The organism is Paenibacillus sp. FSL R5-0378, assembly GCF_038009285.1.
In the GTDB taxonomy this organism is placed as follows: Bacteria; Bacillota; Bacilli; order Paenibacillales; family Paenibacillaceae; genus Paenibacillus_AQ; species Paenibacillus_AQ favisporus.
This window is the reverse complement of record NZ_JBBPAY010000001.1, coordinates 3,141,609-3,157,656: the sequence shown is the minus strand read 5'-3', so window position 1 is coordinate 3,157,656 and position 16,048 is coordinate 3,141,609. Positions and strand designations below refer to the sequence as shown.

Here is a 16,048-nt window from a genome sequence, read left to right as displayed (position 1 = left end):
GCCCTTATGAGCGGGGACATTCCCGAATCGGATTATCCGACAATCAAAGCGTAAGCGATCCCCGGCCCGTGAACGCCGATGGTCAGGTCGTTCTCGATGTCCGAGGAGCGGCTCGGCCCCGAGATAAAGTGCACCCCAGCCGGCAGCCCCTCCCCGGCGCTGCGGGACAGGCGGCCCATAACCTCGCCGAGCCGCGTCTTCATGCGCTCCGCCGGGACGATGGCGATCAGCAGATTAGGCAGGAGGGACACCGACCGTCCCTTCTCCGCCGATGATGTGACCACGAGTGAGCCGGTATACGCCACGGCGTCATCAACAAGCGCGATCCCGGCATCCGTATAGGCCGCGGCGGCCAGGGAGGCGTCCGGATCCTGCCCGTTCCACACCCGGTGTGCAAGCTCCGGTAAATGCTGTTCCAGCCGGAGCCCGGCCAGCTCCGGAAGGTCCTGGCGAATCGTTGACTGTGCCCCGTGCTCCTGCAGGATGCGGGTCACGACGCCGGACAGCTCCTCCCAGCCGGCCACCCGCTCGGTATGGCCACCGGCGGCACGCCAGTTCCCCATAAAGCGCTCGATCCGCTCTTCATGCGTCAGCTCGTAGCGGTTCCAAAAATCCGGTGCGCCCCGATACGGATGCTCCGGCTTGCGGGATTCAGAATCGCCCCCTCGACCGAGACGGCTGGCGATATGGCCGATGAACCGCTTCTGCTGCTCCCGGGATTGCTGCTCCATTTTCTCCAAAAATGCCGGATCGGGTGTGCTCATCGTTTCATCCCCCTTTCCTTCCGGCCGGCGACGATGCTCTCCATGCGGGACTTCATCGCTTCCGGCATCGGCGGGAGGCTGGCCCCGACCTCGGCGTCCAGCTGCGGCCAGCGTTCCCGGAACGATCTGCTAGGCAGCGCCGGAATGTGCCGGTACGCCGTCCAGCCCTTGAGCGGGCCGAATTGAGAACGGATATATCCGTCCCGGACCAGCAGCTTTTGGCCCGTCTGCCCGAGCTTCACCGCCTGCTTAAAGCGGCCCGAGCTTTTCATCAGCATCTTGAAGCCTTTCATCGCCAGCTTTTCGCCGGCTGCGGTATAACCCCTCTCGACCTTCCGGTTGCGCAAATAGACAAGCATGTCGTGCAGCGGAATTTTGACCGGACAGGCTTCATAGCAGGCGCCGCATAGACTGGAGGCGTTAGCGATGTCCTGCCACTCCTCGGTATTCTTGTTCAGCGCCGGCGTAAGTACCGCACCGATCGGCCCGCTGTACGTTCCGGGGTACGAATGCCCCCCGATATGGCGGTACACCGGGCAGGCGTTCAGGCATGCTCCGCACCGGATGCAGTTCAAGAGCTCCTGGAAATCCGGATCCCCAAGCTGCAGCGAGCGGCCGTTGTCGACGATGATGATATGCATCTCCTCCGGGCCGTCTCCATCCGCCGTCCGGCGCGGCCCCGTGATGCCCGACATGTACACGGTCAGCTTCTGTCCGGTCGCCGAGCGCGGCAGGAGCGTCGCCATCACTTCGAGGTCATCCCAGGTCGGAATAAGCCGCTCCATCCCCATCAGCGTAATTTGCGTTTTCGGCACCGTGCTCACCATGCGGGCGTTGCCCTCGTTTTCAAAAATGACGATCGATCCGCTTTCGGCAATGCCGAAGTTGGCCCCGGTTAGCCCGATATCGGCTTCCAGAAACTTGTCGCGGAGCTTCCGCCGCGCAAATCCCGCCAAAATTTTCGTGTCCGGTGCCAGCGTCTCTCCCGCTTCCTTCGACAGCAGCTCGGCGATTTGATACCGGTTTTTGTGTATGGCCGGGATAATGATATGGGATGGCGGTTCATTCGCCAGCTGGATGATGTACTCGCCCAGGTCGCTTTCAATCGATTCGATGCCGATGCCCTCAAACGCTTCGTTGATGTGCACTTCCTCGGACACCATCGATTTGGACTTGACGACCGACTTGGCCTGCTTGTGCTTGGCAATTTCCACCGCGATTCGGGCGGCGTCCTTCGCCTCGGGAGCAAAATGCACATGTACTCCCTGCGCCCGGGCATTATCCACAAACTCGTTCAAATAGTAGTCGAGGTGGGCGATCGTATGGGCCCGGATCTGCCTTCCCCTCTCCCTCCATTCCTCCCAGTTGCCGTGTTCCGCCGTCGCTACCTTCTTGCCGTTTTTCAGCTTTTCGGTCGTAAACTTGACGGCGTTAACGAGAAATTCGTCCTTCAGTGCGGTCTCCGCCCGCTCCTTTACGCTAGACCCCTGCGGTTTGCTCACGGTGCTTCACTCCCTCATACAGCAGTTCCGCCAGATGCATGACCCGGACCGGCTTGCCCTGATAATGCAGATTGCCGCCGATGTTCAGCAGGCAGCCCATGTCCAGCCCGACCAGCACCTCGGCCTCCGTCTCCAGCACGTGCTGGGTTTTCTCTTCGACCATCGCGCCCGAGATGTCGCTCATCTTGATGGCGAACGTTCCGCCGAAGCCGCAGCAGTCTTCCGCATAAGGGAGCGGAATCAGCTCCATGCCTTGGACGCTGGCCATCAGTTGCATCGGTTCGTCTTTGATGCCGAGCAGCCGGGAGCCGTGGCAGGATGGATGATAAGTAACTCTATGGGGAAAAACGGCCCCCACATCCGTCACGCCCAGCACCTGAACGAGAAATTGGGTGAACTCGTACGTCTTCTCCTTCAGCGCCAGCGCTTTTTCCTGAAGCTGAGGCTCATGTTCAAACAGCTTGGGGTAATAATGATGGATCATACCGGTGCAGGAGCCCGAAGGGGCGATCACAAAATCGCTGTCGTCAAACGCTTCCAAAATCGTCCGCGCCGAGGCTCTGGCTTCATCCCAATAGCCGCTGTTAAAGGCCGGCTGGCCGCAGCAGGTCTGCACCTGCGGAAAATCGAGCCGGACGCCGTACCGCGCCAGCAGGCGGGCCATCGCTTCGCCGATGGGCGGAAACAGCGCGTCGCTGATGCAGGTAATGAATAGCGAAACCTTCACGGTGTAATACCTCCTTTGCGGTTAACCTTCAAAGTCTGGCAGAGCGCCGGCAGCGAGCCGGTGTCTGCCGTGTGTTATGGCAAGAGAGGGAGCGGCTCCCGCCAAACATGCCTGTTCAGCTGGTACCTGCTCCCTTCTATCAGACGTGCAATCTCCGCCAGATTCCCCTGTAAGACCGACTGCCTACCGGGTAAATGCCGCCGGTACGCCGCCGTCGATCGTCAGCATGCAGCCGGTCGTCTTCTCCGACTTGGAGGAAGCGAAGTAGGCAATCCCTTCGGCCACGTCCTTCGGATAAATGTTGACCAGCAGCGTCGTTCTCTTGCGGTAATGCTCTTCCAGCTGATCCGGTTCGATGCCGTAGGCCGCAGCCCGCTCGTTCCGCCAGTTGGAGTTCCAGATGGCCGATCCCTGCAGGATCGCATCCGGTAAAATCGTGTTGACACGGATGCCGTATTCTCCACCCTCAGCCGCGATGCAGCGGGCCAGGTGGGCTTCCAGCGCCTTGACGGAGCTGTAGGCCGTCACATTCTTGCCGGCATACACCGAATTTTTCGAGCCGACAAACACCATGCTGCCGCCGATCCCCTGCTCCTTCATCTGCTTGAACGCTTCTCTGGCTACCAGGAAGTAGCCCGTGCCGAGGACGTTCATGTTCAGATTCCATTCCTTCAGGGAAGTTTCGTCAAACGGACTCGAAGTGGCAAGCCCGGCATTGTTGACGATGATGTCCACGCCGCCGTAGGTCAAAGCCGTTTCGGCCAATGCGTCCCTGACCATGTCCTCCTGGGTTACGTCCATCTTGACTGCCTTGGCCCGGCCTTCGCCGTATTTGGCATTGATCTCGGTGGCCACCTTCTCCGCGCCTTCCAGGTTCAGGTCGGCCAGGACGACGTGAGCTCCTTCCGACACGAAGCGGCGCGCCGTTTCGCTGCCGATGCCGCCTGCGCCGCCGGTAATAAAGGCGACCTTCCGGGAGAATTCCGCTTCCGCCGGAGCCAGGGACAGCTTGTAAAGCTCAAGCGGCCAATATTCCACGTTGTAGGATTCGTTCTCGCTTAAGGATACGAATTGTCCCAAGGCCGTAGAACCTTTCATGACCGCGATCGCCCGGTGGTACAGAGCGCCGCTGACCCCCGCCATATCCAGGCTCTTCCCGGTGTTGACCATGCCGATCCCCGGAATGAGGATGACGCGCGGAGCCGCCTCGGACATAACATCGCCCTCATTTTTGTTCCGTTCAAAATAGGCCTTGTACTCTTCCTTATAGGCTTCGACGCCTTGACGCACAGCCGCTTTGAGGGAATCGGCATCGCCGTTAGCCGGATCCCAGTCGATATACAGCGGAACCCGCTTCGTGTGAACCAGGTGATCCGGGCAGGCCGCTCCCACCTGGGAGAGCTCCTTCGCATCACGGCTGTTGACGAACTGCAGCACGTCTTCGGCATCGTCGTAGGTGACGATCATTTTTTTGCTGTCGCTGACCGCGCCGCGGATCACAGGCAGCACTTCGGCCAGAAGGGCTTTGCGCTTCTCAGGCGCCAGCGCCGCCGTCTTTTGCCCGCCAAACACCTTCTCTTCCTGTACTTTTGCGGCAATATACGCTTCCGCTTTTTGGATCATGGCGATCGTCTGGTTGTAGGATTCCTCGGACGTCTGGCCCCATGTCACCAGACCGTGCTTCTCCATCAGCACCAGCTGGGCATTCGGATTGTTCCGGACGCCTTCGGCGATCATTTTGGACAGCGTAAACCCGGGACGGATATACGGTACCCATACGAACGTATCCCCGTAGATTTCTTGGGCGATTTCTTTGCCGTTATCCGCGCAGCACAAGCTGATAATCGCATCCGGGTGGGTATGGTCGACGTGCGGATACGGAAGGAAGGCATGCAGCAGCGTCTCGATCGACGCTCTCGGATGCTTGCTGTCGATCATGCAGTGGGACAGGTAAGCCACCATCTCCTCATCCGACATTTCATCACGCTCCATCAGCGGACGAATATCCTCAAGCCGCAGGCCGGTAAAATGCTGCGCTTTCATCGTCGCCAGGTCCGAACCGCTCCCTTTTACCCACATGACCTCTACATCACGGCCGCGAAAGTCCTGCTCCACCGTCTTTAGCGACGTGTTGCCACCGCCCCAGTTGCAGACACTGCGGTCGCTGCCGATCAGGTTGGACCGGTACACCAGCTGGTCGACGCCGGCTTTCTGCCGGGAAGCTTCATCGGAATTCCATCGATTTTGTACCATGATAAGGATAACCTCCAATAAGTTCTTTTGTTTTTGTTTGTTTGTATTTGTATTGGTTTGATTATAGCAGACCTTGTTTTGTTTTTATACCCCTTTTTCATCAAAAAACAAATAAAAACGCAGCAGATCCGAAAAATGCAAACATTTTCCGAACCTGCCGCGTTCATTGGGCCAGGCATCATCCATATTCATTTGTTATTCCAAGATCTCCCTCAGCGGGCACCAACCCGTCTGCTCAACCCGATTCCGCGCCGCCCCTTGCTTCGGGAGCTGCGGCCCGAATCCTCCGGCTTGCTGCTGTTTTCCTTCGGCTTCACGGCCAGCAGGGTCAGCAGAACGCCAATCGCCGCTACGACAGCCATCGTACCAAACAGGATCCAGTGGGTGCTCTTCATGAGCAGGGATACTACCGGAGGGCCGAGAGATACCCCGATATACCTCATACTGCTGTATAGAGAAGTGATCGTTCCGCGCTGCTTTTCCTCAATCCCTTCGGTGATCAGTGCGTCCATGCAGGGAAGGGTGGTGCCGATGCCCGCTCCACAGACCGAGAAAAAGATCAGGAGAAACGTAATCTGGCTGCTGAATCCGGCAATAACGAGTCCGGCCGTCAGCAGCGCCATGCCTGCAAAACCGGTCCATTTCATACGCTTTTTGTTTTTGCCGATGACCTTACCGGCGATAAACGAGCACAGACACAACACTGCGAGCGGAATCGCCAGCACGAGGCCTTTAACGATTCCGTGCATGCCGTATTTGGTTTCCAGCGTCTCCGATAAAAAAAACAGCACGCCGAACGTAATAAACATACTGATCCCGCCAATCGCGAAAATGGCATACAGCCAGCGTCCTTTTTCACGCAAAATATCCTTCGTGTCAGACAGAAATTCCTTGATTGACGTTTTGTTTTCGTTTTTCTTCTTAGGCGTTTTCACTAAAAAAGCGACCATGATCAATGAAATGATGCAGAGAACAGGGATCGCGAGAAAAGGTAAAAACCAAACCATCAGAGCCAGTGCGGATCCAAGGATCGGACTGACCACTTTGCCGAACGTATTCGAAGTTTCGATGATCCCCAAGCTTTTGCTGACATCGTCTTCATCATCAAACATATCGCCTACAAGCGGAAGCACGATCGGGAAAGCACCCGCTGCACCGATACCCTGCAGGAATCTGCCACCAAGAATGATCCAGTAAGCGGTGGCTCCGTCCGTCCACCAGGCGGCCGCCCCCGATATCGCTCCTCCCGCCGCGGCAATCATCAAGCTGGGGATAATGACGGTTTTGCGTCCGAACCGGTCTGATAAATAACCCGCAATCGGAATCAGCACGATCGCCACAACGCCAAACACTGTGATCAGCATGCTGACCTGAAAGGCGCTGACGTGCAGCTTTTGCGATATCTCGGGCAAAATGGGAATTAACATGGAGTTGCCAAGCGTCATAATGAGCGGTATCGAGGCAAGTGCCACCAGATCCCATTTTTTGTCTTCCATGACAAAACCACCTTTACGTTCGATGATAAATCATGTTTTATTGTGGTTCTTTTCAGTCACGGATATGCATGCGCTCCCAGTTCAGGCTTGGTAATTACATCTCCTCGATTCGGCTTAAAACACGGCTATTGCTCTGATCTCTAAAAAACCGGACCGCAGCCATCTGCGGTCCGGTTCTATTCCTAATCTGCCTCAGCAGCCCGTTACTTTAATGTGATTGTGACGGAAGAAGCGCCGGCCGCAGGTGTAATGACTGCACCGTGTTCGCCGCTTGCCGCCATGCCCTGATCTACGGACGCCACTTCGCCGATACCGCGGAGCACGAGCGTCCAAGGCTTGCCGGCCCCGGTGGCCTTCACTTCGATGACATTGCCGCTGCGGGATGCGGTTACGCTGAGCTCTTGTTCGGCCAGCGTATTCACGATGTCGGCCTGCGCCGAAGCGCCGTCGCCGAGCTCGAACAGATGCAGCGAGACGCCGTCGGCATAGTCGTAGTCCGGTCTGCTGTCTTCTTTACCCACCGCAAGGAGGGTGTTCGGCTTAATCATCATCGGCAGGGTCATGTATCCGTGATTCTCGCTGTACCACCGGTTACCTTCCAGCACCTCGCCTGTCAGGTAGTTCGTCCACTTGCCTTCCGGCAGGTAGTATTGAACGTCGCCTTCTTTATTGAAGATCGGCGCCACCAGAATCGAATCGCCCAGCATGTACTGCGTATCCAGCGTGAAGCAGGTCGGATCCTGCGGATACTCCAGCACCATGGCTCTCATCATCGGCAGGCCGCGTTCCGTGGATTCCACCGCCGAGTTGTAGAGGTAAGGCATGATGCTGCATTTCAGCTTTGTGAACTTGCGCACCACGTCGACCGCCTCTTCGTCAAACAGCCAAGGCACCCGGTACGATGTGCTGCCGTGCAGGCGGCTGTGGGACGAGAGCAGGCCGAACTGCACCCAGCGCTTGTAAATATCCGGCGGAGCCGTATTTTCGAAGCCGCTGATGTCATGGCTCCAGAAGCCGAAGCCGGACAGGCCGAGCGACAGGCCGCCGCGGACCGTCTCCGCCATCGATTCGTACGTCGCGGAGCAGTCGCCGCCCCAGTGAACCGGGAACTGCTGGCCGCCGACCGTGGCCGAACGGGCGAACAAAGCGGCTTCCCCTTTACCCAGCTTGTCCTCCAGCACTTCAAATACCGCCTTGTTGTACAGGAAGGTATAGTAGTTGTGCATTTTCACCGGATCGGATCCGTCGAAATAAACGACATTGGTCGGAATTCTTTCGCCGAAGTCGGTTTTGAAGCAGTCGACGCCCTGGTCGATCAGCACTTCGAGCTTGCTCTTGTACCATTTCACCGCATCGGGATTCGTGAAGTCCACCAGGCCCATGCCGGCCTGCCACAAATCCCACTGCCATACGGAACCGTCCGGCGTTTTCACCAGGTAACCGTTCTCCATGCCTTCATCGAACAGGTACGATTTTTCCGCGATATATGGATTGATCCATGCGCAGATTTTGAGCCCCTTGTCTTTCAGCCGTCTCAGCATGCCTTCCGGATCCGGGAACATATCCTTGTCCCACTCAAAGTCGCACCACTGGTACTCCTTCATCCAGAAGCAGTCGAAGTGGAAGACGGAGAGCGGCAGATCGCGTTCGGCCATGCCGTCCACGAAATGGTTGACGGTCGCTTCATCGTAATCCGTCGTAAAGGATGTCGTCAGCCATAATCCGAACGTCCAGGCCGGCGGAAGCGCAGGCTTGCCCGTCAGCTTCGTGTAGTTGTCCAGCACGTCCTTCGGCGTGGCGCCGCCGATGATGAAGTACTCCAGATATTCGCCTTCGACGCTGAACTGCACTCTGGATACGTTTTCAGAAGCGATCTCGTAGGATACCTTCTCCGGATGGTTGACGAACACGCCGTAGCCTTTGCTCGACAGGTAAAAAGGAATGTTCTTGTACGACTGCTCGCTGCTCGTGCCGCCGTCCTCGTTCCAGATTTCCACCACTTGGCCGTTCTTTACAAACGGGGTGAAGCGTTCGCCAAGGCCGTATATGTACTCACCGACGCCCAGGTCAAGCTGCTCGCGGTAGTACGCTTTTTTATCCGGATCCTGGATATACGCAGGCGCTCTCCAGCCGCTGCCGGTAATCCGCTTGCCGGCATAGTTGAAATCGATGTTCCAGCCCTGCTTGCGGTTGACCTGCACGGTCAGCTGGCCGCTGGTCAGCACCGCGGTCTCTTCATCCACCGAAATTTGCACATCGGTATCGCTTGGGAACAATTCGAACGCAGGACCTTTGTTTACTTTTCCTTTATGATGAAACAGCTTAACGCGGATCACATCCGGCATCGGGGAGCTGAAGTCGGCCTTGAGCAGCGTACCGTTCAGCGTGTCGCCCTTGGTCGCAATGATTTTCGTCGCCGCGAAAACCGTCATGGAGTCGCTTGTATGGGTAATATCGCGGATATCCGCAGGGTTTTGTACGTTATAGCCTTCCCGGATCAACCAGTAACCGTCCGTGAATTTCATGGTTTCGTCCCTCCTAGAGTTTATACTATAATAATATTGATCTAATGAAGAGATTTCTTACGCTATTTTGACCAAATATATTAATATATTGATATTTGCTAGGAATGGAAGTGACATCATATGAATCGAGAAACGCTCAGGGAGAACCGCGTGCACGGACACCCTTTGTATCCCGTCAGCATCTACCCCAGAGTCGAGCAGCTCAACGGGCAGAGCATTCTGGACTGCCATTGGCATGACGAAATGGAATTTATCGTGCTGCATCAAGGCAGCGCCGTCTTTCAGCTCGATATGACGTATGTGGAGGTCCGCGCAGGCGAAGCCTTATTCGTCAACAGCGGGGAAATTCACTCCGGGATGCTGGCCTCGCAAGAACCGTGCATCTTTTCAGCGGTCGTGTTCAGCGCCGATCTGCTCAGCAGCCCGGACTTTGACATCATTCAGGAGAAATATATCGACCCCTTGTTAAAAAAAAGCTTTATGCCGCGCCAGCACATCACCGGAAACTCGGAATGGGAAAAGGATATTTTGGACTCGCTGCATCGGATTATCTGCGAAAACGAAGCCAAAGTGCCGGCTTACGAGCTGTCGACGAAAGCGCACCTGCTCCGGATCTTCGCCCTGCTGTCGGCCCAGGCGCCGCTGGGCGAAAACAGCAAAAGCCGCCCCACCGGAAGCCATGACAAGGTGGAGCGGCTGAAGACCGCGCTTCATTATATACATGATCATTACGCCGAGCCGCTTAAGCTCAAAGAGCTGGCGGGACAGATCAACATGAGCGAAGGGCATTTCTGCCGCTTTTTCAAACAGATGACCCAGAAGAGCCCGGTGGAATACGTCAACCATTACCGGGTGCTCAAGGCATGTAAGCTGCTGGAGAACACCGACAAAAAAATCGTCGAGGTCGCCATGGATGTCGGCTTTGACAACCTCAGCTACTTCATTACCGTCTTCAAGCATCATAAAGGCTGTACCCCGTCCAAATACCGCAAGCCGTTCGAGGAACAGGCTTACGTGCTGACGGAACCCGTGTGAACCCGCCGGATTTGCCGGGACTACCGGTCCACGCCTGACTCTAGGCCAAAACGTATTTATCTTCCGCCACATCCGTGATGAAGCGGCTGGGCTCGCCCAGGCTGTATACATGGAGCTGGTGCATCGCCCGGGTACAGGCCGTATAGAACAGCTTCCGTTCGGACTCCCGGCTGTATTCGCCTTCCGACGCGTCATAGATGATGACCGCATCAAACTCGACCCCTTTTGCCAAGTAGGATGGAATGACCAGCGTCCCGTTCGCGAAGGAAGGGGTCGTTTTCGTGATCTTTTTCAGCGGCAGGCGGTTCTTCAGCGCTTCGTAGACCGACTCGGACTCCTCCGCCGTTTTGCAGATGATGGCCGTGTGCTCATAGCCTTTGGCGTTCAGCTCCATAATGTCCGTGACGATCCGGTCATGAAGCTCTTCCCGGTCCTGCTGAATCCGTACGAGTGGCTTCTCCCCGTTCCGGTTAAACGGCACGATCGCTTCCCCGCCCGGCATCATGCTCCGGGTAAAATCCACGATCTCATACGTCGAACGGTAGCTGCGGGTCAGCGAAATGACCTCCGTCTCTTCCGGGCCGTACAGCTCCTGCAGAGAGGCTAGACTGCCGCCGAGAACCCCGGTGTGCGGGTAGATTCCCTGGTTCAGGTCGCCCAGCGCCGTCATGCGCGCCCGCGGGAACAGCCGCTTGAGGTATTCCAGCTGGAACGGTGAATAATCCTGAACTTCGTCGATGAACACGTGCCGGATCATGCTGTTAACCTGAAAGCCTTTCATCAGCTCCTGCATGTACAGATATGGCGTCGCATCCTCGTAGGACAGCCTTCCCTCCATGAGATCCTGAACCGTCTGGGCGCCGATCTCATGATACCGCTCCGGCAAATCGCCTGTACCGCTGACCCGGGCAAACAGCTCCTCATTGACGAACAGCTCTCGGTACAGCGCCTTGACGTCGACGAACCGCTTGCGCTTGATCCATTTGCGGACCGGCTTCAGCCACTCGTTGACGATCATTTTGGCCAGCAAATTCCGTTCGCGCTCGTGATCGTCGAAGGTGTCTTTCTTGGACGCAAGCTTTCTGCGGACATGGGTGTACGCCTTTTGGTATTCCTCCGCGCTGAGCAGCTCAATCTGGTCATCGACCCAAGCCGCCTTCCGCTCCTGCTTTGCAAAAGCGGCAAGCTCCTTCTGCAGCCACTCCCGCATCAGCTCGATCCGGTTGGCCAGGCGGACCGCAGGGTCATAGCTGTAAAATTTCTCTTTCATCGCTTCAGCCGAAACGATAAGATGCCCCTTGAAGCGGATCGGCTTAAAGATCATGCCGTCATGCTCCAGATAATCCTTGTAGCTGCGGATGATATTCAGGAACGCCGGCGAGGCCTTGAAGGCGATCGACGCCTTTTTATTCTCCAGCCACTCCCCTTCCTCCGCATTCAGAATCGACTCCATTTGCGAAAACACGTCTTCCAGGTCGAATTCCTTGCTGAGCCGGTGTTCCAGGTACGCCTGGAACGTCGTCTGCATCATGTTCTCCTCGCCCAGCTCCGGCAGGACGGTGGAGACATAGCTGTTAAATAGCGGATTGGGGGAGAACAGGAGCACCTGGTCGGCCTTCAGAATTTCCCTGTATTTATAGAGCAGATAGGCGACGCGCTGCAGGGCCGCAGACGTCTTGCCGCTCCCGGCCGCCCCCTGCACGACCAGCATCCGGCTCTTGTCGTTGCGGATCACGGCGTTCTGCTCCTTCTGAATCGTCGCCACGATGCTTTTCATCTGGCTGTCGGAGCTGTGGCTGAGCACCTGCTGCAGCAGCTCGTCGCCGATTGTGACGCCGGTGTCGAACATGACGTCGATCCTGCCGTCCTTAATGACGAACTGACGCTTCAGCTCCATCGTCCCTTCAATTTCGCCGCCAGGTGTCAGGTAGGAAGCCGGCCCGGGCGCACCGTCGTAATACAGGCTGGAGACGGGAGCCCGCCAGTCGTACACGAGGAAGGTCTCCTGGTCATCATCCAGGAACGAGGCGATGCCAAGGTAAATCTGTTCCGTCTGCTTCTGTCCCTTTTCCGTAAAATCGATCCGGCCGAAATACGGCGATTTCTCCAGCAGCCGCAGCTTCTTCAAGGATTCAAAAGCCTGCAGATGGCTGCGCTCGCGCTCCGACAGCACCTGGGACTGCTGTCGCAAGCTGGTCGAGGTCTCCCCGAGGTCGTCGGCGCTGCTGAAGTTGACGCGGACCTCATCCCAGAAATCCTTTCTCAGCTCCACTACATCTTCCCGGACCGTTCCGACCTCCGCTTCAAGCGCTTTTTTGCGGCGGGCGATTTTGCCGGTGACCTGAGTAACCCGCTCCTGCTCCTGCTGCCAGTCCTGATCGTTTAAATCCATGCCGATATCCATCCCCTTTTTAATGTTTGACAAACCCATCCCAATGTGATAAAATCCGTATAGGATTATTATTTTTATTTGTTTCGTTTTAGAGTCACAAGTTCTATATTACCAACTTTTAAATTGTAAATCAATGCAGGATAAGGGGAGCCTCCGGCTCCCCTTTTTGGCGTACCTCGTCCTTCCAGGAGGGCTGTGGCATCGCCCCGATTTTCTTCGTGACTCAACCTGTATCTTATTATAATTCGCGGACGGCCCGTCCGTTTCCTTTTACTTCACCCAATCTTTGCCTCACCAAAAAAGACCGGCGGGGCATATATGGCGCCCGCCGGTTCGGATGTTGTCCGCCCTTTTCAAATTCCTTGTTCAGCTCCGGAACAGCGGCACGATCTCAATGCCATCCGCCGAAATTCGGACCAGCCCTTTATCCGACAGCCGCAGCTCCGGAATGACGACCAGTGCCAGAAGCGACAGCGTCATGAACGCGTTGTTCAGCAGGCAGCCGGACTGAATCAGCGCCTGGCTGACCGCTTCGGACTGGCTCGCGACCGTTTCAAACGGCTGATCGGACATCAGGCCGCCGACCGGCAGCGGAAACTCCGTCCGGCCCGTGCGCGTGAGCATCACGACGCCGCCCTGCATCTCGGCCACGCGGTTTCCCGCCTGCGCCATCAGCCGGTCATCATTGCCGATGACCGTTACGTTATGGCTGTCATGGGCCACGGTCATTGCGATAGCTGCCGGTTCTTCAAAGCCGATCCCCGCCACGATGCCGAGCGCATGGCCTCCGCCTTGACCGTGGCGTTCAAATACCGCCATTTTGCAGAGGCCGCTCTCCGGCGTAACGCGAAGAGCCGAATCTTCCACCGGCACGTTCACCCACATTTCCTTCGTCTCCACATGATTCTCCACGACCCCAATCGCCCGGACCTCAACCGTTCCGTCCGTCTGCGGCGCGGCGATGACCAAATCCCGTTCTTCAATCGGACGCCCCAATTTGACGGTGCCGTACGCCTCTGGCGGTATGGCATATGGCTCCCACTCGGCGGTCATCCGGCCTTCCTCCGCCACAACCTGTCCGGCCGCGATCGTCATCGTGACGTTCACGTCGGCCAAATTCCCGTCCAGCAAAATGATATCCGCGCAGAGCCCGGGAGCGATCGCTCCGATGTCCCTGGCCACCCCGAACCGTTCTGCCGTATTGATCGTGGCCATCTGGAAGGCCGTTACCGGCTTGACGCCCTGCGCAATGGCGTGGCGGACGACAAAATTCATATGCCCTTCGTTCATCAGCGACTCGGAGCTACGGTCGTCCGTGACCAGAATCATGCGCCGGGTATCCAGGCCGCCTTCGGTATGCGCCTTGATGGTGGCCGCAACGTCATGCCAGGCCGAGCCCTGCCGCATCTTGGCGTACATGCCGAGCCGGACGCGCTCGATGACATCCTCCGCGCTCACGCATTCATGGTCTCCATCAATGCCGCTTGCTGCATACACCGGAAGCCTCCAATCCCCGGAACTCCATGTAAAATGGCCGTCCGCGTATTTCCCGGCCCGCAGCGTCGCCTCGATCTCCCCGATCATTTTGTCGTCGCCGTATACGACGCCGGGAAAGTTCATCACTTCGCCCAATCCGATCATATCCGGCCCCCAGCTGAGCGCTTCCGCCACTTCTTCAGGACCGATGTAAGCCCCGGTGGTTTCCAGCCCGGGGTGGGTCGACGGCACGCAGGATGCGACCTGCATATAGGCGGCCAGAGGTGTCGTTCTGGCTTCCTCCAGCATGAAGCGAAGGCCCGGCAGTCCGAGGACGTTCGAAATTTCATGCGCATCGAAAAACCCGCCGGTCGTGCCCAGCGGAAGCACCGCTCTGGCGAATTCGGTTGCCGTAAGCTGCGTGCTCTCAATATGACAATGTCCGTCCAGCAGTCCGGGCGCTGCATATTTGCCTCCGGCATCAATGACAACGGTCCCTTCGCCGATGGTATGGCTCACGTCCTTGCCGACATATGCGATCCGAGGCCCCTGTACCGCAATGGACATCTCCGGCACGATTTCGCCTGACAAGACGTTGACCAGTCTCACGTTCAGGATGACGAGGCTTGCTTTGCGGTCCCCGCGGGCGGTGGCGACCAAATCCCGGACACAGTCGGCCATCGGGAGTCTTTTCCAAGTGTTGTTGTGCATTGTAAACCCTCCAGTCTCTCTATCTCTCGATTGATGTCTGTAACTTTATCCATGCTGCCGGACGGCATTAGGTTAGTCATATTATATATCCGAACAGGGACGAAAACTTTACATTTCTTAAGATTTTCTTGTAGGGCAATTAAAGTTTGATGGTTAGACTGGTAAAAGAATGAAAGGTATTCAAAACGGATAAACGAGGTATGGTGCCATGAAATCAAAGCAAAAGCAAAAAAGAAAACTGATTGCGCTGGCGCTGCTGTCGAGCTTGACGGTGGCCGCGGCCGTCAGCCTGATCCGGTTTCCTATGATTACGATCAAGGCGCAGGCAGCCGTTCTTATGGATGCGGAGAGCGGAAAGGTATATTATGAGCATAACGGGTCTCAATCACTCCCCCCGGCCAGCATGTCCAAAATGATGACGGAGCTGCTCGTGCTGGACAGCATCCATCAGGGGCGAAGCTCCTGGGATGAGCCTGTCACCGCCAGTCGGTATGCCGCGAACGTGACGGGTTCCGAGATCGGACTCCGCGAAGGCGAGACGCTGACGCTGCGCCAGCTGTTTGAAGCGATGGTCGTGCACTCCGCCAACGATGCGGCGGTGGCCATTTCCGAACATATCGGCGGCAGCGAGAAAGAATTCGTCAAACGGATGAACGCCAGGGCCAAGGACATCGGCCTGTCCCCCCAAGCCGTTTTCGCCAATGCGACTGGACTGACCTCAAGCGATCTGCGGCAGTTCAAGTCGGCGTCTTCGCGGGGAGAGACGATGCTGAGCGCGCAGGATGTGGCCAAACTGGCAAAGTGCCTCATTGATTCCTACCCCGAAATTTTAAATATTACGCAGAAGGCCGATGTCAGCATCCCCGAGAAGCGAATTACGCTGCATACGACCAACGCGATGCTCCCCGGCGAGCCTTACGCCTATCCGGGCAACGACGGCTTCAAAACCGGGTATACGGAGCGGGCCGGGTACTGCTTTACCGGAACGACCGAAAAGGACGGCAAGCGGGTCATTGCCGTTGTTATGGGAGCGCCCGACACCGAGACCCGGTTCCAGGACGCCGCGGCCATGTTCGATTACGCCTTTGAGCATGCGGACAATCCTGCCCGCAGCTGGCTGACCCGAACGGTCCGCTCCGTCTCGAACTTATAGACAAGCACTGATGG

General features: G+C 57.0%; 10 protein-coding genes. 2 read left to right on the top strand and 8 right to left on the bottom strand.

Annotated features, from left to right (window positions below; genetic code table 11):
* Positions 1-32 precede the first annotated feature (32 nt).
* The 6 genes from MKY74_RS14660 to yicI all read right to left on the bottom strand — a co-directional run bounded on the left by MKY74_RS14660 (position 33) and on the right by yicI (position 9,267).
* Entirely contained in the window at positions 33-764 is a 732-nt protein-coding gene (locus MKY74_RS14660) for a LutC/YkgG family protein (RefSeq protein WP_076168426.1), read from the bottom strand.
* The gene (locus MKY74_RS14655; RefSeq protein WP_076168428.1) at positions 761-2,266 is read right to left on the bottom strand and encodes a LutB/LldF family L-lactate oxidation iron-sulfur protein; all 1,506 of its coding nucleotides are present in this window, start codon (positions 2,264-2,266) and stop codon (positions 761-763) included. The genes MKY74_RS14660 and MKY74_RS14655 overlap by 4 nt, the downstream gene beginning before the upstream one ends.
* The gene (locus MKY74_RS14650; protein ID WP_076168430.1) at positions 2,244-2,993 is read right to left on the bottom strand and encodes a (Fe-S)-binding protein; all 750 of its coding nucleotides are present in this window, start codon (positions 2,991-2,993) and stop codon (positions 2,244-2,246) included. Before MKY74_RS14650 ends, MKY74_RS14655 begins: the two co-directional genes overlap by 23 nt.
* Positions 2,994-3,176: 183 nt before the next feature.
* The gene (locus tag MKY74_RS14645; RefSeq protein ID WP_076168433.1) at positions 3,177-5,246 is read right to left on the bottom strand and encodes a bifunctional aldolase/short-chain dehydrogenase; all 2,070 of its coding nucleotides are present in this window, start codon (positions 5,244-5,246) and stop codon (positions 3,177-3,179) included.
* Positions 5,247-5,458: 212 nt separating this feature from the next.
* Positions 5,459-6,742 carry an MFS transporter gene (locus MKY74_RS14640; protein WP_076168435.1) on the bottom strand — a complete coding sequence of 428 codons (1,284 nt, stop codon included), beginning with the start codon at positions 6,740-6,742 and terminating at the stop codon, positions 5,459-5,461.
* A 203-nt stretch (positions 6,743-6,945) separates the two neighbouring features.
* A complete protein-coding gene (yicI, locus tag MKY74_RS14635) occupies positions 6,946-9,267 on the bottom strand; it encodes an alpha-xylosidase (RefSeq protein WP_076168437.1) in 2,322 nt (773 codons plus the stop codon).
* A 120-nt stretch (positions 9,268-9,387) separates the two neighbouring features.
* On the opposite strand from yicI, the gene MKY74_RS14630 reads away from it, so the two are divergent.
* Positions 9,388-10,302, top strand: coding sequence for an AraC family transcriptional regulator (locus tag MKY74_RS14630; protein WP_076168440.1), 915 nt, complete (start codon positions 9,388-9,390; stop codon positions 10,300-10,302).
* A 40-nt stretch (positions 10,303-10,342) separates the two neighbouring features.
* On the opposite strand, the gene helD is transcribed toward MKY74_RS14630, so the two are convergent.
* Positions 10,343-12,694 (bottom strand): RNA polymerase recycling motor HelD, encoded by a 2,352-nt coding sequence (gene helD / locus MKY74_RS14625; protein ID WP_076168443.1) that lies wholly within the window; start codon positions 12,692-12,694, stop codon positions 10,343-10,345.
* 366 nt (positions 12,695-13,060) lie between these two features.
* Positions 13,061-14,881: an adenine deaminase gene (locus MKY74_RS14620; RefSeq protein ID WP_076168445.1), complete on the bottom strand. Its 1,821-nt coding sequence runs from the start codon at positions 14,879-14,881 to the stop codon at positions 13,061-13,063.
* A gap of 208 nt (positions 14,882-15,089) precedes the next feature.
* On the opposite strand from MKY74_RS14620, the gene MKY74_RS14615 reads away from it, so the two are divergent.
* Positions 15,090-16,034 carry a D-alanyl-D-alanine carboxypeptidase family protein gene (locus MKY74_RS14615; RefSeq protein ID WP_076168448.1) on the top strand — a complete coding sequence of 315 codons (945 nt, stop codon included), beginning with the start codon at positions 15,090-15,092 and terminating at the stop codon, positions 16,032-16,034.
* Positions 16,035-16,048: the final 14 nt, after the last annotated feature.

Excerpts from the sequence above, each read along its gene's own strand:
- MKY74_RS14660 (WP_076168426.1), bottom strand. The coding sequence starts at position 764 with ATGAGCACACCCGATCCGGCATTTTTGGAGAAAATGGAGCAGCAATCC.
- MKY74_RS14645 (WP_076168433.1), bottom strand. The coding sequence starts at position 5,246 with ATGGTACAAAATCGATGGAATTCCGATGAAGCTTCCCGGCAGAAAGCC.
- MKY74_RS14640 (WP_076168435.1), bottom strand. The coding sequence starts at position 6,742 with ATGGAAGACAAAAAATGGGATCTGGTGGCACTTGCCTCGATACCGCTC.
- yicI (WP_076168437.1), bottom strand. The coding sequence starts at position 9,267 with ATGAAATTCACGGACGGTTACTGGTTGATCCGGGAAGGCTATAACGTA.
- MKY74_RS14630 (WP_076168440.1), top strand. The coding sequence starts at position 9,388 with ATGAATCGAGAAACGCTCAGGGAGAACCGCGTGCACGGACACCCTTTG.
- helD (WP_076168443.1), bottom strand. The coding sequence starts at position 12,694 with ATGGATTTAAACGATCAGGACTGGCAGCAGGAGCAGGAGCGGGTTACT.
- MKY74_RS14620 (WP_076168445.1), bottom strand. The coding sequence starts at position 14,881 with ATGCACAACAACACTTGGAAAAGACTCCCGATGGCCGACTGTGTCCGG.
- MKY74_RS14615 (WP_076168448.1), top strand. The coding sequence starts at position 15,090 with ATGAAATCAAAGCAAAAGCAAAAAAGAAAACTGATTGCGCTGGCGCTG.